Origin of the sequence: Acidovorax sp. LjRoot74, from assembly GCF_964254355.1 — a bacterium.
Lineage (GTDB): Bacteria > Pseudomonadota > Gammaproteobacteria > Burkholderiales > Burkholderiaceae_C > Acidovorax.
This window is the reverse complement of the sequence record NZ_CAXUTI020000001.1, coordinates 5244630-5262720: the sequence shown is the minus strand read 5'-3', so window position 1 is coordinate 5262720 and position 18091 is coordinate 5244630. Positions and strand designations below refer to the sequence as shown.

At 67.4% G+C, this 18091-nt stretch carries 15 protein-coding genes; 6 read left to right on the top strand and 9 right to left on the bottom strand.

Annotated features, from left to right (window positions below; all coding sequences use genetic code 11):
• The first annotated feature begins 64 nt into the window (after nt 1-64).
• Both leuS and ACSQ3O_RS24970 read left to right on the top strand, forming a co-directional pair.
• Complete coding sequence (gene leuS, locus ACSQ3O_RS24975; protein ID WP_436140822.1) at nt 65-2788, top strand: leucine--tRNA ligase; 2724 nt, start codon at nt 65-67, stop codon at nt 2786-2788.
• A 4-nt stretch (nt 2789-2792) separates the two neighbouring features.
• On the top strand, nt 2793-3296 hold the full coding sequence (locus ACSQ3O_RS24970; protein ID WP_137749200.1) for an LPS-assembly lipoprotein LptE: 504 nt from the start codon (nt 2793-2795) through the stop codon (nt 3294-3296).
• Nucleotides 3297-3346: 50 nt separating this feature from the next.
• On the opposite strand, the gene ACSQ3O_RS24965 is transcribed toward ACSQ3O_RS24970, so the two are convergent.
• From ACSQ3O_RS24965 to ACSQ3O_RS24930, 8 genes are read right to left on the bottom strand one after another with little or no spacing between them, the layout of a single operon-like run.
• The gene (locus ACSQ3O_RS24965) at nt 3347-4864 is read right to left on the bottom strand and encodes an N-acyl-D-amino-acid deacylase family protein (RefSeq protein WP_436140821.1); all 1518 of its coding nucleotides are present in this window, start codon (nt 4862-4864) and stop codon (nt 3347-3349) included.
• A 1-nt stretch (nt 4865) separates the two neighbouring features.
• Complete coding sequence (locus ACSQ3O_RS24960) at nt 4866-5828, bottom strand: MurR/RpiR family transcriptional regulator (protein ID WP_436140820.1); 963 nt, start codon at nt 5826-5828, stop codon at nt 4866-4868.
• Nucleotides 5829-5830: 2 nt separating this feature from the next.
• A complete protein-coding gene (locus tag ACSQ3O_RS24955; RefSeq protein ID WP_436140819.1) occupies nt 5831-7114 on the bottom strand; it encodes an amino acid deaminase in 1284 nt (427 codons plus the stop codon).
• Entirely contained in the window at nt 7111-8133 is a 1023-nt protein-coding gene (locus tag ACSQ3O_RS24950) for an ABC transporter ATP-binding protein (RefSeq protein WP_436140818.1), read from the bottom strand. The genes ACSQ3O_RS24955 and ACSQ3O_RS24950 overlap by 4 nt, the downstream gene beginning before the upstream one ends.
• Nucleotides 8130-9194, bottom strand: coding sequence for an ABC transporter ATP-binding protein (locus ACSQ3O_RS24945; RefSeq protein WP_436140817.1), 1065 nt, complete (start codon nt 9192-9194; stop codon nt 8130-8132). The genes ACSQ3O_RS24950 and ACSQ3O_RS24945 overlap by 4 nt, the downstream gene beginning before the upstream one ends.
• Entirely contained in the window at nt 9191-10054 is an 864-nt protein-coding gene (locus ACSQ3O_RS24940; RefSeq protein ID WP_137749195.1) for an ABC transporter permease, read from the bottom strand. The genes ACSQ3O_RS24945 and ACSQ3O_RS24940 overlap by 4 nt, the downstream gene beginning before the upstream one ends.
• On the bottom strand, nt 10051-11001 hold the full coding sequence (locus ACSQ3O_RS24935) for an ABC transporter permease (protein WP_436140816.1): 951 nt from the start codon (nt 10999-11001) through the stop codon (nt 10051-10053). Before ACSQ3O_RS24935 ends, ACSQ3O_RS24940 begins: the two co-directional genes overlap by 4 nt.
• Nucleotides 11002-11019: 18 nt before the next feature.
• Nucleotides 11020-12630, bottom strand: coding sequence for an ABC transporter substrate-binding protein (locus ACSQ3O_RS24930; RefSeq protein ID WP_137749193.1), 1611 nt, complete (start codon nt 12628-12630; stop codon nt 11020-11022).
• A gap of 117 nt (nt 12631-12747) precedes the next feature.
• Here ACSQ3O_RS24930 and ACSQ3O_RS24925 point away from each other — a divergent pair, with 117 nt between their 5' ends.
• Together ACSQ3O_RS24925 and ACSQ3O_RS24920 are read left to right on the top strand one after the other, a co-directional pair.
• Nucleotides 12748-13137: a RidA family protein gene (locus ACSQ3O_RS24925; RefSeq protein ID WP_010466576.1), complete on the top strand. Its 390-nt coding sequence runs from the start codon at nt 12748-12750 to the stop codon at nt 13135-13137.
• A gap of 3 nt (nt 13138-13140) precedes the next feature.
• Entirely contained in the window at nt 13141-14100 is a 960-nt protein-coding gene (locus ACSQ3O_RS24920) for a sugar kinase (protein WP_137749192.1), read from the top strand.
• Between the two features lie 156 nt (nt 14101-14256).
• On the opposite strand, the gene rocF is transcribed toward ACSQ3O_RS24920, so the two are convergent.
• Entirely contained in the window at nt 14257-15210 is a 954-nt protein-coding gene (gene rocF, locus ACSQ3O_RS24915) for an arginase (protein WP_137749191.1), read from the bottom strand.
• 209 nt (nt 15211-15419) lie between these two features.
• Between rocF and holA the strand changes: the two genes are divergently transcribed.
• Together holA and ACSQ3O_RS24905 are read left to right on the top strand one after the other, a co-directional pair.
• Entirely contained in the window at nt 15420-16475 is a 1056-nt protein-coding gene (holA, locus tag ACSQ3O_RS24910; RefSeq protein WP_137749190.1) for a DNA polymerase III subunit delta, read from the top strand.
• A gap of 44 nt (nt 16476-16519) precedes the next feature.
• Nucleotides 16520-18037, top strand: a complete 1518-nt coding sequence (locus ACSQ3O_RS24905) for a caspase family protein (protein ID WP_137749189.1) — start codon at nt 16520-16522, stop codon at nt 18035-18037.
• Nucleotides 18038-18091 lie beyond the last annotated feature (54 nt).

Sequence of the window (18091 nt, the reverse complement as noted above, 5' to 3'; positions counted from 1 at the left end):
CCTGACCGCCTAAAATCCCTGCAGCGCGGCCAGCGGCTGCACTCTTCTCTCACCCCGAGCCCCCATGCAAGACAAATACTCTCCCCAAGACGTCGAACGCGCCGCGCACGACCACTGGACCGCCACCGACGCCTACCGCGTGACGGAAGATGCCAGCAAGAAGAAGTTCTACGCCTGCTCGATGCTGCCCTACCCCAGCGGCAAGCTGCACATGGGCCACGTGCGCAACTACACCATCAACGACATGCTCACGCGCTACCTGCGCATGAACGGCCACAACGTCTTGATGCCCATGGGCTGGGACGCCTTCGGCCTGCCCGCCGAGAACGCAGCGCTCAAGAACGGCGTGCCACCGGCCAAGTGGACGTACGAAAACATCGCGTACATGAAGAAGCAGATGCAGGCCATGGGCCTGGCCATCGACTGGAGCCGCGAAGTCGCCACCTGCGACCCTGAGTACTACCGGTGGAACCAGTGGCTGTTCCTGAAAATGCTGGAAAAGGGCATTGCTTACCGCAAGACCCAGGTCGTGAACTGGGACCCGGTGGACCAGACCGTGCTGGCCAACGAGCAGGTGATTGACGGCAAGGGCTGGCGCACGGGCGCCACCGTGGAAAAGCGTGAGATCCCCGGCTACTACCTCAAGATCACCGACTACGCCGAAGAGCTGCTGGGCTTTGTGACCGGCGACAAGCTGCCCGGCTGGCCCGAGCGCGTGAAGCTGATGCAGGAAAACTGGATCGGCAAGAGCGAAGGCGTGCGTTTTGCGTTCACGCACGACATCGCGGGCGACGGCGGCGCGCTGATTGGCGACGGCAAGATGTACGTGTTCACTACGCGTGCCGACACCATCATGGGCGTGACCTTCTGCGCCGTGGCGCCCGAGCACCCCCTGGCGGCCCATGCCGCCAAGACCAACCCCGCGCTCAAGGCCTTCATCGAAGAATGCAAGAGCGGCGGCACCACCGAGGCCGAGCTGGCCACGCAAGAGAAGAAGGGCGTGCCCACGGGCCTGTTCGTCACGCACCCGCTGACCGACGAAAAGGTCGAGGTTTGGGTCGGCAACTACGTGCTGATGGGCTACGGCGACGGCGCCGTGATGGGCGTGCCCGCGCACGACGAGCGCGACTTTGCGTTCGCCCTCAAGTACGGCATCGAGATCAAGCAAGTCGTGCTGGTCGATGGCGAGCACTTTGACTACCACCAGTGGAATGACTGGTACGGCGACAAGCAGCGCGGCGTCACCATCAACTCCGACAGCTTCAGCGGCCTGAACTACAAGGACGCGGTGAACGCCGTGGCCCATGCGCTGGAGCAAAAGGGCCTGGGTGAGAAGAAGACCACCTGGCGTCTGCGCGACTGGGGCGTGAGCCGCCAGCGCTACTGGGGCACGCCGATCCCGATCATCCACTGCGAAGAGCACGGCGCCGTGCCCGTGCCCGAAAAAGACTTGCCTGTGGTGCTGCCGCAAGATTGCATCCCCGACGGCTCGGGCAACCCGCTGCACAAGCACGAAGGCTTTCACGCCGGTGTGACCTGCCCCGTGTGCGGCAAGGCGGCCCGCCGCGAGACGGACACCATGGACACCTTCGTGGACAGCTCGTGGTACTTCATGCGGTATTGCGACCCCAAGAATGCCGACGCGATGGTGGCGGACGGTACCGCCTACTGGATGCGTGACCAGCAACATGCCACTGGCGGCAGCGGCATGGACCAGTACATCGGCGGCATCGAACACGCCATCCTGCACCTGCTGTACGCGCGCTTCTGGACCAAGGTCATGCGCGACCTGGGCCTGGTCAAGGTGGACGAGCCCTTCACGAAGCTGCTCACGCAGGGCATGGTGCTCAACCACATCTACAGCCGCCGCACCGCCAAGGGCGGCAAGGACTACTTCTGGCCACACGACGTGGAGCATGTGCTGGACGAAGGTGGCAAGATCATCGGCGCCAAGCTCAAGAACGAAGCCACCAGCGGCGACGGCATGCTGCCCGTGGGCACGCCCATCGACTACGAGGGCGTGGGCACCATGTCCAAGTCCAAGAACAACGGCGTGGACCCGCAGGACCTGATCGAGAAGTACGGCGCCGACACCGCCCGTCTGTACACCATGTTCACCGCCCCGCCCGAAGCCACCCTGGAGTGGAACGACGCGGCGGTGGAAGGCAGCTACCGCTTCCTGCGCCGCGTGTGGAACTTCGGCGTGAAGCTGTCTGCTATGGATATGGGAGCTGCTACCGCAAGCGTGGCAAGCGCTAGCAGCCTGAAAGACGTTGAATTTGGCAAGGAAGCCAAGGCCCTGCGTCTGGAGATCCACACCGTGCTCAAGCAGGTGGACTACGACTACCAGCGCATGCAGTACAACACCGTGGTTTCGGGTGCGATGAAGATGATCAACGCGCTCGAGGATTTCAAGGCCACCGATTCGGCCGGTGCCCAGGTGGCGCTGATCGAAGGCTTTGGCATCCTGCTGCGCTGCCTGTACCCCGCTACGCCCCACATCGCGCACAGTCTGTGGCAAGGCCTGGGCTACGCCGGTACGCTGGGCGACCTGCTCGACGCCCCCTGGCCGCAGGTCGATGCCGGCGCCTTGGTGCAGGACGAGATCGAACTCATGCTGCAGGTCAACGGCAAGCTGCGTGGCTCCATCCACGTGCCCGCCCAGGCCGACAAGGCCGAGATCGAACGCATTGCGCTGGCCAGCGAGGCCTTCACGGCCCAGGCTGCCGATGCGGCGCCCAAGCGCGTGATCGTGGTGCCCGGTCGTCTGGTGAACGTGGTGGTCTGACCCCATGAACAAACGCACCCTGCTCAGCCTGGCCCCGGTGGCCCTGTTGTCTGCCTGCGGATTCCGGCTGCGCGGCGTGCCGGAGTTTGGGTTTGGCTCGCTATACATTGCAGCCCCCGCCAGTTCACCCCTGGCGCGGGAGCTGCAGCGCACGCTGGAGGGATCGGGCGGCCAGCTTCAGCTGCTGCGCGACCCGGCGGCCATGCCCACGGCCGAGGCCATTCTGGACCTGCTGCAGGAGCAGCAGGAGCGCGCGGTGGTGGGGCTCAATGCCTCGGGCCAGGTGCGCGAGCTGCAGCTGCGCCTGCGCATCAAGTTCCGCCTGCGCACCCCTGCAGGCGCAGAGCTGATCCCCGAGACCGAGCTGCTGCAGCAGCGCGACATCAGCTACAACGAAACCATCGCCTTGGCCAAAGAGGCCGAAGAAGCGCTGCTCTACCGCAACATGCGGACCGACCTGGTGCAGCAGCTCATGCGGCGCCTGTCGCTCACCCGTCCCGCCAAATAATTGAAGTAAAAGTAGCCCTCTGCGCGCGACAGGCATGCTCTTTAAGCTATTTATTTGATAGCAATTGCGGCTGACTCGCGCTGTGGAGCAGCCGCCTGCGACCCGCCCTGCCGCCGCACAAAGCGGCCCGCCCGCGCCCCGGTGGCGCGTTGCGTGGCGGTGTAGCTCAGCACACCGTTCACCCACACCTGCTCAATGCCCTCGCTGAACTGCTGGGGTTGCTCGAACGTGGCCAGGTCGCGTATCCGCTCTGGGTCAAACACCACCACATCGGCCATGTAGCCCGCCTGCAGCAGGCCACGCCCGCCCAGGCGAAAACGCTGGGCCGACAAACCCGTCATCTTGTGCACCGCTTCTTCCAGCTGCAGCAGGCCCTTGTCGCGCCAGTAGCAGGCCAGCACGCGCGGAAACGCGCCCCACAGGCGCGGGTGCGGGCGCTCGTCGTGCGGCAGCCCGTCCGATCCGATCATGGACAACGGGTGCGCAATCACGCGCTCCACATCGTCCTCGCGCATCTGGAAGTAGCAGGCCCCGCCAGGCTTGAGGCGCACGGCGGCTTCTTGCTGGGGCACGCCCCACTCGCGCGCAATGTCGGCCAGGTAGCGACCGGCCATTTCGGGGTGCGGCTGGCTGCCGGTGATGAGGATGTCGATGATGCCGTCCACCAGATCCTCGCGTAGCACAGTGGAGCCTGCCGTATAGGGGTACACGTCCATCGCAATCTCTTGCTGCTGGGCCAGCTGATCGATCAGCGGCAGCGTCTCGCGCGTGCGGCCCCAATTGGCGGGGCCCGCGCATTTGTGGTGCGAGATCACCAGCGGCAGGCCCGACTGGCGTGCGGTGAGTGCCGCCTCCTGTAGTGCTGGCAGGATGCCCGCCAGCTCGTCGCGGATGTGCGTGGCGTACACGCCGCCGTGGCGTGCCGCTACCGATGCCACGGCCACCAGTTCCTCGACATCGGCCGCATACGCCTCGCTGTAGAAGATGCCCGACGACAGGCCCAGCGCTCCGGCGGCCATGGCTTCTTCCATGTCAGCGGCCATGGCGGCGCGCTCGTCGGCAGTGGCCGTCTGGCGCAGGTCGGCCAGGTGGCGCATGCGCAGGGCCGTGTGGCCCATCAGCGCGGCCACGTTCACGGCGGGCTGGGCGGCGTCCACGGCGCGGGCGTAATCGGCCATGCTGGCATGGCGAAACTGCAGGCGCCCCAGCAGCGAGAGCGGGGCGAGCGGGCTGTCGGTGACCACCGGGGCCAGCGAGATCCCGCAGTTGCCCACGATGACGGTGGTGATGCCCTGCGAGAGCTTGGGCAGCATGGTGGGCGCGTCCAGCACGGCGGCGTCGTCGTGCGTGTGCACATCGATGAAGCCGGGGGCGATCACGCGGCCGGTGCAGTCCACCTCGGTGAAGTTTGCGCAGGCCCGGGCACGGGCCAGGGCTGCGGGGTCGATCTGGCCGTACGGGGCCAGGGCGGTGATGCGGTCGCCTTCGATCAGCAGATCACCCACCCAGCCGGGGCGGGGCGTGCCGTCCACGATGCGACCATTGCTCAGCAGCGTTGCATGCGCCATGTCATTCCTCTGCGGCCCGGCCGCGCGATGGGTCTGTGGGATGGCTGGTGGCGCTTGATGGGTTCGGGCCCGCGTGGCTGTCAAAGGCACCGACGTACTCGGCACTGTCAAAACCGTGCTTGTGCAGTAGCTGCTTGAACTGCTGCAGCCCGCGGGTGGCCACAGGGCCCAGCTTTTGCGCCAGGCGCACGGTCAGGATCTCGATGACCACCAGATGGGCCAGATAGGCCTCGGTGCCCACGCGCATCACGGCATCTTGCGGCACAGACACGGCCAGGACCAGGTCGGCCACCTCGGCCAGCGGGGTGCCGGGCTGGGTCAGGGCCACCAAGGTGGCGCCTTGCGAGCGGGCAAACCGCGCGGCCTCCAGCGCATAGGGCATGCGCCCCACGTGCGAGATGACAAAGGCCACGCCATCGGGCCCCAGCGTGCTGGCCGACACGAGTTGCTGGTGCGCATCAAAAATCGCGTTGGCCGTGCAGCCCAGGCGGAACAGGCGGCTTTGCAGCTCGCTGGCCATGAAGGTCGATGCCGCACCGACCGAATAGCAGTCGATGCGCCGCGCTTGTGCCAGCCGCTCGGCCACCTGGTCGAGCACCTCGGCATCCAGGTTGCGCCCCAGCTCGGTCAGTGACGAGACGGCGGCGTGCACGATCTTGCTGGCCACGTCCTGCGCGCTGTCATCGGCCAGCACGCTGCGGTGCAGGTGCGAGCCCGAAACGGCCAGGTCCTGCGCCAGGGCGACCATGAATTCGCGCACCGAGTCGTGGCCAAAGCTGCGACAGGTGCGCACGATGGTGGGCATGGACACGCCCGCCTGCTGCGCCAGTTGCTCCACGGTGGCGACCACCGCGGCGCGCGGGTCGTCCAGCACCACGCGCACCACGTTGCGCTGCGCCTCGGGCAGTTCGGGCTGGCGCTCGCGCAGTTGTTGCAGCAGGCTGGTAGGGGTAGCTTTGGACATGGTCAAAAACGGGTGCTGATGGCGCGGGTGATGGTGCCTTCGTCGTCCACGACGGGCAGCCAGCGCCATTTGTCAAAAGTGGTGCAGGGGTGCGAAATGCCCAGGGCCACCCGGTCGCCCACGGCGGGGGCGGGGCCTGTTGCGGGGTCGTAGCGCAGGTAGGCGTGGTGGTCGTTGAGCGCGCTCACCGTCCACCCTTTGGGGGCGCTGGCGGCGCGGCGCTCGTGGCGCGGCGCCCAGCGCACGGGCACGGGCATCTCCAGATCGTACGAGACATCACGCCGCCCGCCGCTGAGCAGGGCCAACCCAGGTTCGGGCACCGATTGCACCAGGGTCCAGACTTCGAGCGCGGGGCGCAGCGAGGCGTCCAGCCCCTCGCGCTGCTCCACGTGCTTCAAGAAGCGCTGGTAGTTGCCATGGTCGTGCGTGATGTAGCAGCCCGAGCGCAGCACGCCCAACACGGGCTTGGACAAGCCCTGCGTGCGCAGCAGCGGGATGACAAGGTCGAACACGGCCGAGCCGCCTGCGGTGAGCAGGATCTCGGCATCGGCAAACAAGCCCTGCGCATCGCACGCGCGGGCCACTTCGGTCACGCGGCGCACCAGCGCCGTGACTTCGCGTGCATCGTGCTCGCTGTCGCAGCGGGCCACGCCGCCTTCGTAGCATTCCACGCCGCCCAGTTGCACGGCAGGCGATTGGGCGATGGACTGGGCCAGCGCCAAAGCCTCTTCCAGCGTGCGGCAGCCGGTGCGCTGGCCGGGCACGCCCATCTCCAGCAGGGTGTCCAGGCGCTTTTCGCCGCGCGCGGTGTGGCCGCGCCGCTCGGCCCAGTCTTCAATGCAGCGCAACTGCGCCAGGCTGTCGATGAGGAACCACACGCGCAGGTCGGCGTGGCGCTGCAGCAGCGCGTGCAGGCCGTCCAGGTCGGCATCGCCCAGCACCTGGTTGGCGATGATGGCGCGGCGCGCACCGGCCTCCACCCCCACGCTGAGCTGGTACACGGTGGCAAAGGTCAGGCCCCATGCGCCTGCCTGCAGCTGCTCTGCAAACAGCTCGGGCGACAGCGTGGTCTTGCCGTGCGGCGCCAGGGCCACGCCCTTGCGCTCGGCATAGGCCTGCATCCAGGCCAGGTTGTGGGCCAGGGCGCTTTCGCGGATGACGGCAATGGGCAAGGGCAGGTCGCCCGCCAGCACGTTCCAGCCGCGCTGGCCCAGGTCGGCAGGGCGGCAGGGGGTGGCGTGCAGCGGGTAGCCCTTGCAGCGGTGGTCGAGTAGGAAGTCGGTCATGGTGCGGGATGAGAAGGTGCGGTTTTCCAGCAGGCGTGCATATGGCCGGGGGCCACTTCGCGCAGCTGCATGTCGGCGCTGGCGCAGCGCGCCTCGGCCTGTGGGCAGCGGGTGCGGAACACGCAACCCGAGGGCGGGTTGGCCGGGCTGGGCAGGTCGCCTTGCAGCAGCGCAATGCTGCGGCGCTGGGCGGGGTCAGGGATGGGCGCGGCGGCCAGCAGGGCCTGGGTGTAAGGGTGTTGGGGCGTGGCGTACAGCGCCTCGGTCGGGGCAATCTCCATCACCCGGCCCAGGTACAGCACCACCACGCGGTCGCACAGGTACTCCACCACATCCAGATCGTGCGAGATGAACAGCAGCGTCAGGCCCAGCTGCTCTTTCAGCTCGCCCAGCAGGTTCACCACCTGTGCCTGGATCGAAACGTCCAGCGCCGACAGCGGCTCGTCGGCCACTATGAACTGGGGCTCCACCGCCAGCGCGCGCGCAATGCCAATGCGCTGGCGCTGCCCGCCCGAGAACTCGTGCGGAAAACGCTCGGCATGCTCGGGCCTGAGGCCCACTTGCTCCAGCAGCTGGTGGATGCGCGGTAGGCGTGCAGCGCCCTTGGCCAGCCCGTGCGTATCCAGCGCCTCGGCCAGCACATCGCGGATGCGCATACGGGGGTTCAGGCTGGCGTACGGGTCCTGAAAAATGATCTGGATCTGCGAGCGCAGCGGCCGGTATTGCGACTGCGAGAGCTGGGCCAGGTCTTGTTGCGCAGCGCCGCCGTGGTAGCGCATGGTGCCGCTCGTCGGGTCCACCAGGCGCGTGAGCAGGCGGCCTATGGTGCTCTTGCCCGAGCCCGATTCGCCCACCAGCCCCAGGGTCTCGCCCCGGCGGATGGTGAAGCTCACATCGTCCACCGCGCGCACGGGGTGCGGGCCGCTGCCAAAGTGCTTGCGCAGGTGGGCAATTTCCAAAAGCGGTGCAGCGGTATCGGTCGGGGCCATGGTGGGGTGTGGGTTCAGGACGGCGTTCATGCGCTCACCTCGGCGGGTTCGGCGTGTTCCTCGCGGTGCAGGCAGCGCACCATGCGGCGTGGGCCAGCAGCCTCCAGCGCGGGCATGGCGTGGGTGCAGTCGGGTTGCTGGCGGGCGCAGCGCGGCGCAAAGGCGCAGCCGGGTGGTGGCGCCAGCGGGCTGGACACCTGGCCCGGTATGGCCACCAGTTGCCGTCGGCCGCGGGCGGGTGTGCCTGCGGCCAGGGCTTGCCGCCGGGCCACGCCGGGCAGGCAGGCCAGCAGGCCGCGCGTGTAGGGGTGCTCGGGCCGTGCGAACAGGTCGTGCACAGGTGCGGACTCCACGATGCGCCCGGCGTACATCACGGCCACGGCGTCGGCGTATTGCGCCACCACGCCCAGGTTGTGCGTGATGAACAGCATGCTCATGCCGGTCTCTTTCTGCAGCCGCCCCATCAACGACAGGATCTGCGCCTGGATGGTCACGTCCAGCGCAGTGGTGGGTTCGTCGGCAATCAGCAGCGTGGGGTTGCAGGCCATGGCCAGCGCAATCATCACGCGCTGGCGCATGCCGCCCGAGAGCTGGTGCGGGTACTCGTGCACGCGCTGCGCAGCGGCGGGGATCTCGACCAGCTCCAGCATGCGGCGGGCGTGGGCCAGCGCGGTGCTGCGGTCCATCTTCAGGTGCAGGCGGGCCGATTCGGCAATCTGCTCGCCCACCGTCAGCACCGGGTTCAGGCTGGTCATGGGTTCCTGGAAGATCATGGCCAGCTCGTTGCCGCGCAGCGTGCGCTTCTCGGCCTCGGGCATCGCCAGCAAATCGACCTTGCGGCCGTCGCGCTGCACAAACCAGGCCTGGCCCGTGACCTGCGCCTGCGAGGTGCGGGCGTGCAGGCCCATGAGGGTGAGGCTGGTCACCGACTTGCCCGAGCCCGATTCGCCCACCAGCGCCAGCGTCTCGCCGGGGTGGATGGCAAAGGACACATCGGCCACGCTCTGGATGCGGCCTGCATCGGTGGCGAACGAGGTGGACAGGCCGCTGACTTCGAGCCGGGGCGCGGCGCTCATCGTGGGGGAGGTCATACGGTCTTCTTCAGTTTGGGGTCGAGCAGGTCGCGCACGCCGTCACCCAGCATCTGCAGCGACAGGGCCGTGAGCACGATGGCCACGCCGGGGGCAAAGATGGTCCAGAACGCCTTGTCGGCATAGTCCAGGCTGCCCGCAATCATGGTGCCCCAGGTGGGGATGTCGGGCGGCACGCCCACGCCCAGAAAGGACAGGCCCGCCTCGGCCAGGATGGCGTAGGCAAAGATGAACGTCACCTGCACCAGGATGGGCGACATGAGGTTGGGCAGGATGTGGCGCCACAGGATGAGGTGCGTGCGCACGCCCAGGGCGCGTGCTGCGTCCACAAACAGCAGCTCGCGCAGCACCAGCGTGGTGGCGCGCACCACGCGGGCCACACGCGGGGTGTAGACGATGACCAGCGCCAGCATCACGTTCCACAGCGACACGCCCAGGATGGACACGAGGGCAATGCCCAGCAGGATGTCGGGGAAGGACATCATCGCGTCCACCAAGCGCATCAGCGGGGCGTCGAGCTTGCGGAAGAACCCCGCCAGCATGCCCAGCAGCGTGCCCAGCAGTACGGCGCCCGCAGCGGTGACCAGGCCAATCAGCAGCGAGTAGCGCGCGCCGTGCACGATGCGCAGCAACACGTCGCGGCCCAGTTCGTCGGTGCCTGCCCAGTGCGCGCCCGAAGGCGCGTGCAGGCGCTCGCTGATGGACAGGGCGTTGGGGTCGGCGTCAGACACCCAGGGGAACACAACGGCAACGGTGGCCACCAGTGCAATCACGATGGCTGCAGCCAGCACCACCTTGCGGGCGAACAGGCGGCGCAGCACGGCCCGCAGGCGGTGCCAGAAAGAAGGGCTCGGGTTCATGGGGCTTCCAGGCGGATACGGGGGTCCACCAGCGTGTACAGAAAGTCGATGGCCAGGTTGATGAAGACGTAGATGGCGGCAATCATCAAGAGCGTGCCCTGGATCACGGGGTAGTCGCGCCGCAGCACGGCCCGCACCACCAGGTTGCCCACGCCGGGCAGGTTGAAGACGGTCTCGGTCACCACGGTGCCACCAATCATCAGCGCCATGGTCAGCCCCAGCACGGTGACGATGGGCACCAGCGCATTGCGCAGCACATGCTTGACCATGATGGTGCCCTCGGGTAGGCCCTTGGCGCGGGCGGTACGCACGTAGTCTTCGCCCAGGATGTCGAGCATGGACGCGCGCGTGAAACGGATGATGAGCGCTGAATTGAGCAGCCCCAGCACCAGCGCGGGCAGCATGAGGTGCGACAGCCGCTCGCCCAGCGTGGCCGTGGGGTCGCCATAGCCCGAGGCGGGAAACCACCCCAACTTGACCGCAAACAGCTGGATGAGGATGAGGCCCAACCAGAAGCTGGGCACGCTCGCGCCCAGCATGGCCACGCCGCTCACGGCCTGGTCAGTGGCGCTACCGCGCCAGACGGCGGCGGCCATGCCGCAGGGCACGCCCACCAGCGCGGCAATGCCCACGGCAAACAGCGCGAGGAACAGCGTGGGCTCGGCCCGCTCCAGCAGGGCCTGGGCCACGGGGCGCTGCAGAAACAGCGACTGCCCCAGGTTGCCCTGCAGCAGCTCGCCCACCCACAGCGCAAACTGCACGGGCAGGGGTTGGTCCAGCCCATACTGCGCGCGGGCCTGGGCAATGTCGGCGGCGGTGGCCTGGTCACCCAGCAGCAGCGCCACCGGGTCGCCTGAGGCCAGCCGCGTGAGGCAGAACACCAGCACTGCCACCAGGGCCAGCACCACCACGGCGCCGCCCAGGCGCTTCAACAGAAATCGCATCATGGTGCTGTCTGCCCCTGCTTACTTGGCCAGTCCCGTGTTCCAGAAGAACGGCCAGATGGCCGGTGTGTAGCCTTGCAGCTTGGCCGAGCGGGCCGACAAGCCATTGAACTTGCCCACTTCGATGAACGGCACTTCGTCGTACACCACCTGCTGCACCTTGCCCCACAGCGGGCCGCGCTTGGCAGGGTTGGTCTCCTGGTTGAAGGCAGCCAGCGCGGCCTTCTTGTCGGCCGAGTCCCACCAGCCTGGCGCGCCATCACCCAGCTGTGGCGGCGAGAGCATGGGCTCGGGGAACAGGCCCGAGTGGGTGAAGTACACGTCCCACAGCTTGGGGTCGTTGCGGCGCTGCACCAGCGTGGCCCAGTCCACCACCTGCAGCTCGGTCTTGAAGCCCGCCTTCTTGAGCTGCTCGGACATCACCAGCGCCATGTTGTAGTGGAACTCGTACTGGCGGCTGGCCATGATGCGCACGGGCTGGCCGCCGTAGCTGGCCTTGGCTGCCTGGTCCTTGGCGGCTTGCGGGTTGCGCTCGTTGTAGAGCTTGCTGCCAGCGTCCGAGTAATACGGCGTGCCCTTGGGGAAGAAGTTGGGCTCCACCACAAAGAATCGGTTGTCGCCAAAGCCTGCGGCCAGCAGCTCGCCCGTGCCCACGGCGGTCTGCACCGCGCGGCGCAGGGGCTGCGAGGCCAGCACGCCTTCCTTGGTGTTGAACACGATGTACGGAAAGCCAAAGTTCTTGGTCACGATGGGCACCACGGCGGGGGCGCCTTTTTCGACGCGGCCAATGGCCTCCACGGGCAGCAGGTCTGCGTACTGGAACTGGCCCGAGAGCGCGCCTTCGACGCGCGTATTGGCGCTGGGTACGGGCACAAAGCGCAGTTCATCGAGCAGCGCCTCGCGCTTGCCTGCGTAGCCGCTGGCGGCTTCCTTGCGGCTGGCGTAGCCGTCAAAACGCACCAGCACGGTGAACTGGTCGGGGCGGCGTTCCTTGAACTGGTAAGGGCCGGTGCCGATGAAGTCCTTGAGCTGGGGCGCAATGCTCTCCTTGGCCATGATGGCGGCCATGCCGCTGGGCAGGGCCAGCTGGGCTAGCAGCGGGGCGTAAGGATTTTTCAGCTTCAGTTCCACCGCCAGTGCGCCCTTGGCGGTGAGCGAGGCCACTTCCTTGCCCACGGCCTTGCCACGGGGGTTCAGCTCCATCCAGCGCTGCAGCGAGGCCACCACGTCCTCGGCCGTCATCTCGCGGCCGTTGTGGAACTTCACGCCCTTGCGCAGGGGAATGGTGTAGGTCAGCCCGTCCTTGGAGACGGTGGGCAGGCCCTCGGCCAGCATGGGGGCGATGGCCCAGTTGGCGTCGAAGGTGTACAGCGGCTCGTACACGTGCTGCATGATGGTGCCCACCAGGTCGGCGGTGCTCACCATGGGGTCCAGGCCCTGGGGCTCGCCCACCATGGCGAGGTTGGCGGCGCCGCCCTTGGATGGGGTGGCGGGGGCCGTTTGGGCCCAGCTGGCGCTGCAGGCCAGGGTGAGGGCGGCGGTCAGCGCCGCAGCGCCCAGCAGGTTGCGGCGGCCCCGCAGTTCAAGCGTTGGCAGCGGATGCTGCACCAGATTGGTTCCAGACGTTTGCATTGCACACCTCGAAGTAATAGGATTACACGAATAAGCACATTCGATGCCAGAATTGCGAACGAGATGGGCATTTCTGGAAGGAAGTGTGTAATATCTTTACTCAAAGGAGCGTTTTTCATGCCAGTAGAAACCCTCGGCCAAGCGCCGCTCGCGTCCGATCGCCTCGCACGCCCCCTCTCGCCCGCCACCCGTGCTGGCGACTTCGTTTTTGTCTCGGGCCAGGTGCCCACCGACGACCAGGGCCAGGTCGTTGTCGGCGGCATCGAGGCGCAGACACGCCAGGTGTTCCAGCGCGTCAAAGATGCTTTGGCCCTGGCCGATTGCACCCTGGCCGATGTGGCCAAGGTCAGTGTCTGGCTGGCCGATGCGCGCGACTTCGGCAGCTTCAACCGCGTGTACATGGAGTGTTTTGGCGACCACCGCCCCGCACGCTCCACGGTCGAGTCGCGCCTGATGATCGACGCCAAGGTCGAGATCGACGTGACGGCCTACAAGCCGCGCGGCTGAGCCATGACCACGGCCAAACAACCCGCGTGGGACGTGGTGGCGCTGGGCGAGGCGCTGGTGGAGTTCAACCAGACCCGCCCCGGCGAGCCGCAGTACCTGCAGGGCTTTGGGGGCGACACCAGCAACGCCGTGATCGCTGCCGCCCGCGCGGGCGCACGCACTGCATACCTTACGCGCCTGGGCAGCGATGCCTTTGGCCAGGCCCTGCTGGACCTGTGGGCGCGCGAGGGCGTGGACACCACGGCGGTGGAGCGCGATGCGCAGCACCCCACGGGCATCTACTTTGTGACGCACGGTGCAGCGGGGCATGAGTTCAGCTACCTGCGCGCGGGCTCGGCCGCGAGCCGCATGGCACCCGCGTGGCTGGCAGATGAATCGGTGGATGGGCCCGCTGCCGTGCTGCAGCAGTGCCGCATCCTGCATGTGTCGGGCATCTCGCTGGCAGTGTCAGCCTCGGCGTGCGACACGGCCTATGAGGCCATGCGCGTGGCCCGGGCCGCCGGTGCGCGCGTGGCGTTCGACCCCAACCTGCGCCTCAAGCTCTGGCCCCTGGCGCGGGCGCGGGCCTGCATCGCGCATGCGGTGTCGCTGTGCGACATCTTCCTGCCGGGGCTCGATGACATGGCCGCGCTGCTGGGCCTGCACGATGCCGATGCCATTGCCGACTGGGGCCACGCGCAGGGCGCCGCCACGGTGGTCGTCAAGCTCGGGGCCGATGGGGTGTTGCTGAGCAGCGCCGACCCCGCTGTGCCACGCCAGCGTGTGGCGGGCCGCAGCGTGGCGCTGGTGGATGCCACGGGGGCAGGCGACTGCTTCGATGGCAACTTGCTCGCGCGCTTGGCGCTGGGTGACGACCTGGCCGCTGCCGTGCGCTATGCCAACACGGCGGCATCGCTCACCGTGCAGGGTTTTGGCGCCGTGGCGCCGCTGCCTACCGCGCAGCTAGTGCAGGCGCTTCTGTAGCGCCGCGCCGCCGCGCTCACCCGTTCGGGCTGCGGCCTGCTGTCTGAACGGGTGGGGCGACGGGTTCTGAGAAAAAATGGCCGTTACCGCGCGACCATCATGCCTTTGTAGCTATCAAATTAATAGTTGATGTGTGTGTCGCGGCTGGGCCGCTCCTCACACCGGCCGTGTGCGCATCAGCGTGCTCTTGCCAAACAGCGACTCCACCAGGTCCACCGCCAGCACGGCGGTCTTGTTGCGCACGTCCAGGGCCGGGTTCAGCTCCACGATGTCGAGCGAGGCCAGGCGGCCGCTGTCGGCAATCATCTCCATGCACAGTTGCGCCTCGCGGTAGGTCGGGCCGCCGGGCACCGTGGTGCCCACGCCGGGCGCAATGTCGGGGTCCAGAAAATCCACGTCAAAGCTCACATGCAGGTGGGTGTGGGCGTCCATGCCCGCCAGTGCGCGCTCCATCACTTGGCGCATGCCCACCTCGTCGATGGCGCGCATGTCAAACACCTCCAGGCCCTGCTCGTGCACAAAGCGCTTTTCGCCCTCGTCCACGCTGCGGATGCCGATCTGGCGGATCTGCTCGGGCCGCAGCGCCGGGCCACCGCCGGGCATGGCCGCCAGCTGTGTCAGCTCGGTCGGGCCAAAGCCGCACAGACAGGCCACGGGCATGCCGTGCACGTTGCCGCTGGGGGTGAGTTCGCTGGTGTTGAAGTCGGCATGCGCATCGAGCCACAGCACGCGCAGCTTCTTGCCACTTTCGGCGCAGTGGCGGGCCACTGCGCTGATGCTGCCCAGGCCCAGGCTGTGGTCGCCGCCCAGCATGATGGGCAGGTGGCCCAGCTGCAGCTCGGCATACACGGCGTCGTACACCAGCCGGTTCCACTGCGCCACCTCGGGCAGGTGGCGGTAGCCGTCCACCGGGGGCTGCCAGGGGTTGGAGGGGCCGCTCAGGTTGCCCCGGTCAAACACCTGCAGCCCATGCAGCTCCAGTGCCGCCTGCAAGCCCGCCACGCGCAGGGCCTCGGGGCCCATGGATGCACCGCGTGCCCCGGCGCCGATGTCGGTGGGGGCCCCGATCAGGCTGGTGGGCTGGGCGCTGCGCAGGGTGTTGGGGGGCATGGTCAAAGGCTTTCTGGACGGGCAGGGTGGACAAGGGCCGCGGTGGGCCAGGCCGCAGCGCGGGCGGTGGCGCCCGGGCATTCTCGGGGCTTTGGGTGCCAATGAACAGTGCGCGGGCTGATCAGTCCGCCACGGCTTTTGTGCACTGTGCAGCCGCGCTCTGGCCATTTGCACAAAACCCGGTGGGGCGAGGCGATAAACTTTGCCGCATGCAAGTCGCCCTGGCCCAACTCTCTCAGCATCTTCAACGGGGCCTGTCGCCGCTTTATGTCTTGCATGGCGACGAGCCTTTGCTGCAGCAGGAAGCCGCCGACGCCATCCGCGCCACGGCCCGCGCCCAGGGCTACACCGAGCGCAGCAGTTACACCGTGGCGGGCGCCCATTTCGACTGGAGCGCCGTGCTGGCCGCCGGTGGCTCGCTCAGCCTGTTTGCCGACAAGCAGATCGTCGAGATCCGCATCCCCTCGGGCAAGCCCGGCAAGGACGGCAGCGTGGCCCTGCAGCAGGTGGCCGAATCCGCACGCGGCAACGACAGCACCCTCACGCTGGTGATGCTGCCGCGCCTGGACAAGGCCACACGCACCGGCGCCTGGTTTGCCGCGCTGGAAGGCTGCGGCGTCTCTATTCAGATCGACCCCATCGAGCGCGGCATGCTGCCGCAGTGGATCGCCCAGCGCCTGGCCGCGCAGGGCCAGCGCGTGGTGGCGGGCGAGGAAGGCCAGCGCACGCTGCAGTTTTTTGCCGACCGGGTGGAAGGCAACCTGCTGGCCGCGCACCAGGAGATCCAGAAGCTCGCGCTGCTGCACCCGGCGGGTGAACTCACGCAAGCCCAGGTCGAGGCCGCCGTGCTCAACGTGGCGCGCTACGACGTGTTCAAGCTGTCCGAATCCGTGCTGTCGGGCCACACCGCCCGTGTGCAGCGCATGCTCGACGGCCTGCAGGCCGAGGGCGAGGCCGAGGTGCTGGTGCACTGGGCGCTGGCCGAAGACATCCGCGCCCTCAAGCGCGTGAAAGACGCCATGAACGCCGGCCGCCCCCTGCCCATGGCCCTGCGCGAAAACCGCATCTGGGGCCCCAAGGAGCGCTTGTTCGAGCGCATCCTGCCCAAGGCCAGCGACGCCGCCCTGGCGCGCCTGCTGCAGTCGGCGCACACGGTGGATGGCATCGTCAAAGGCCTCAAGCAGCCCGATTGGCCGCAGGACGGCTGGCAGGCGCTGCAAAGGCTGGCGCTGCAGGTGTGCCGGTTGACGCAGGCGGCGCGTTAAAGTGATTCCCTGAATTTTCAACCCGTGTTGCAGGAGCGCTGCCGATGCCCCGTCCGATCTTCCGTATCCGGTCCTCCCTGCACATCGGCCTTGTGGCCCTGGCGCTGGCGGGGTTCTCTGCCGCAGCCCAGGCGCCGCTCGATGTCCGCATCGCGCTGGTCATCGGCAATGCGTCCTATCCGGGTGGTGCAGCGTTGTCCAATCCGCTCAACGATGCCCAGGCCATGGGCGCCCTGCTGCGCAAGGTGGGGTTCACGGTGGTGGAGGTGCGTGATGGGTCTCGCGCCCAGATGACCGATGCCCTGGAGCTGGTTTCTGCGGCGCTGCGCGGCAAGCAGGGGGTGGGGATGCTGTACTACGCGGGCCACGGGCTGCAGCTGGACTGGCGCAACTACATGGTTCCCGTGGATGCCACGCTGCGCACGGCGGCCGATGTTCCCGCACAGTCGGTGGATGTCAGCGCGGTGATCGCGGGCTTCAAGGCGGCGGGGAACCGCATGAACATCGTGGTGCTCGACGCCTGCCGTGACAACCCGTTCCAGGGCGCGGGAACCAGCAAGGGGCTGGCCCAGCAGGATGCCCCGCCGGGAACCTTCCTGGCCTATGCCACCGCGCCGGGCAACGTGGCCGACGATGGCGAAGGCGGCAATGGCCTGTACACCGGTTTCCTGGTGCAGGAGCTGGCCAAGCCTGCGACCCGCATCGAAGACGTTTTCAAGCGCGTGCGCCTGCAGGTGCGCCAGAAAAGCGGGGGCCGCCAGATCCCCTGGGAAAGCACCAGCCTCGAAGACGATTTTTTCTTCAACGAACCCAAGCCGGCCTCCGTCGCCCCGCTGGAGAAAGCGCGCGAGGCAGCTTTCCCGCAGGAAAAGGCCGACTGGGACAAGATCAAGACATCGCGGGTTGCCAACGATTTTTATGAGTTCCTGAACAAATACCCCAGTGGCCTCATCAGCGAGACGGCGCAGGACAAGCTGCAACGTCTCGACGTGGCCAAGGTCACGGCAACGCCGGTGCAGGGCCGCGATGCCATCACCCGGCGCACCATCCGGGTGGGCGACACCACGGAATACGTCTACCGCGACCTGCTCACCCAGCTGGAGCAAAAGCGGGAGACCCTGAAAGTCACCTCGGTCACCGACGAGTTGATCGAATTCAACGGCGGCAAGGTCGTCTGGACTGTGGGCGGGGCGACCGTGAAAAACGACCAGGGCCTGGAGTTCGATCCGCCCGTGCAGACCCTGCCCGTGGGGGAGATCCAGCTGGGCAAGCGGTGGGCCACGCGGTCCAACTTCCTGGTGCCGAACCGCAATGTGCGTGGCTGGACGGAAGAGGACAGCTTTGTCGTGGGCTATGAGGAGGTCGAGGTGCCAGCAGGCCGCTTCAAGGCCTGGCGCATCGACACCAAGATGCGCACCGAGTCGGGGCTGTTTGCTCAGATCACCAACTGGGTGACTTCCGACGGCCGCTTGGTGAAGTACGTCCGCAAAGGCCGCACGCGGGATGGCAGGGATGCCAGCTGGATGCGCGAGATGACCCGCTTCGAGCCCGGTCCGGGCTGAGAAACCTTTACCAAAATGTGCTTCTGCGCTCGTCCATCAAGCGCTGGATGCTAT

Excerpts from the sequence above, each read along its gene's own strand:
- ACSQ3O_RS24960 (WP_436140820.1), bottom strand. The coding sequence starts at position 5,828 with ATGTCCAAAGCTACCCCTACCAGCCTGCTGCAACAACTGCGCGAGCGC.
- ACSQ3O_RS24950 (WP_436140818.1), bottom strand. The coding sequence starts at position 8,133 with ATGAACGCCGTCCTGAACCCACACCCCACCATGGCCCCGACCGATACC.
- ACSQ3O_RS24920 (WP_137749192.1), top strand. The coding sequence starts at position 13,141 with ATGACCACGGCCAAACAACCCGCGTGGGACGTGGTGGCGCTGGGCGAG.
- holA (WP_137749190.1), top strand. The coding sequence starts at position 15,420 with ATGCAAGTCGCCCTGGCCCAACTCTCTCAGCATCTTCAACGGGGCCTG.
- ACSQ3O_RS24935 (WP_436140816.1), bottom strand. The coding sequence starts at position 11,001 with ATGATGCGATTTCTGTTGAAGCGCCTGGGCGGCGCCGTGGTGGTGCTG.
- ACSQ3O_RS24905 (WP_137749189.1), top strand. The coding sequence starts at position 16,520 with ATGCCCCGTCCGATCTTCCGTATCCGGTCCTCCCTGCACATCGGCCTT.
- ACSQ3O_RS24955 (WP_436140819.1), bottom strand. The coding sequence starts at position 7,114 with ATGACCGACTTCCTACTCGACCACCGCTGCAAGGGCTACCCGCTGCAC.
- ACSQ3O_RS24925 (WP_010466576.1), top strand. The coding sequence starts at position 12,748 with ATGCCAGTAGAAACCCTCGGCCAAGCGCCGCTCGCGTCCGATCGCCTC.
- ACSQ3O_RS24965 (WP_436140821.1), bottom strand. The coding sequence starts at position 4,864 with ATGGCGCATGCAACGCTGCTGAGCAATGGTCGCATCGTGGACGGCACG.
- ACSQ3O_RS24940 (WP_137749195.1), bottom strand. The coding sequence starts at position 10,054 with ATGAACCCGAGCCCTTCTTTCTGGCACCGCCTGCGGGCCGTGCTGCGC.
- rocF (WP_137749191.1), bottom strand. The coding sequence starts at position 15,210 with ATGCCCCCCAACACCCTGCGCAGCGCCCAGCCCACCAGCCTGATCGGG.
- ACSQ3O_RS24945 (WP_436140817.1), bottom strand. The coding sequence starts at position 9,194 with ATGACCTCCCCCACGATGAGCGCCGCGCCCCGGCTCGAAGTCAGCGGC.
- ACSQ3O_RS24970 (WP_137749200.1), top strand. The coding sequence starts at position 2,793 with ATGAACAAACGCACCCTGCTCAGCCTGGCCCCGGTGGCCCTGTTGTCT.
- ACSQ3O_RS24930 (WP_137749193.1), bottom strand. The coding sequence starts at position 12,630 with ATGCAAACGTCTGGAACCAATCTGGTGCAGCATCCGCTGCCAACGCTT.
- leuS (WP_436140822.1), top strand. The coding sequence starts at position 65 with ATGCAAGACAAATACTCTCCCCAAGACGTCGAACGCGCCGCGCACGAC.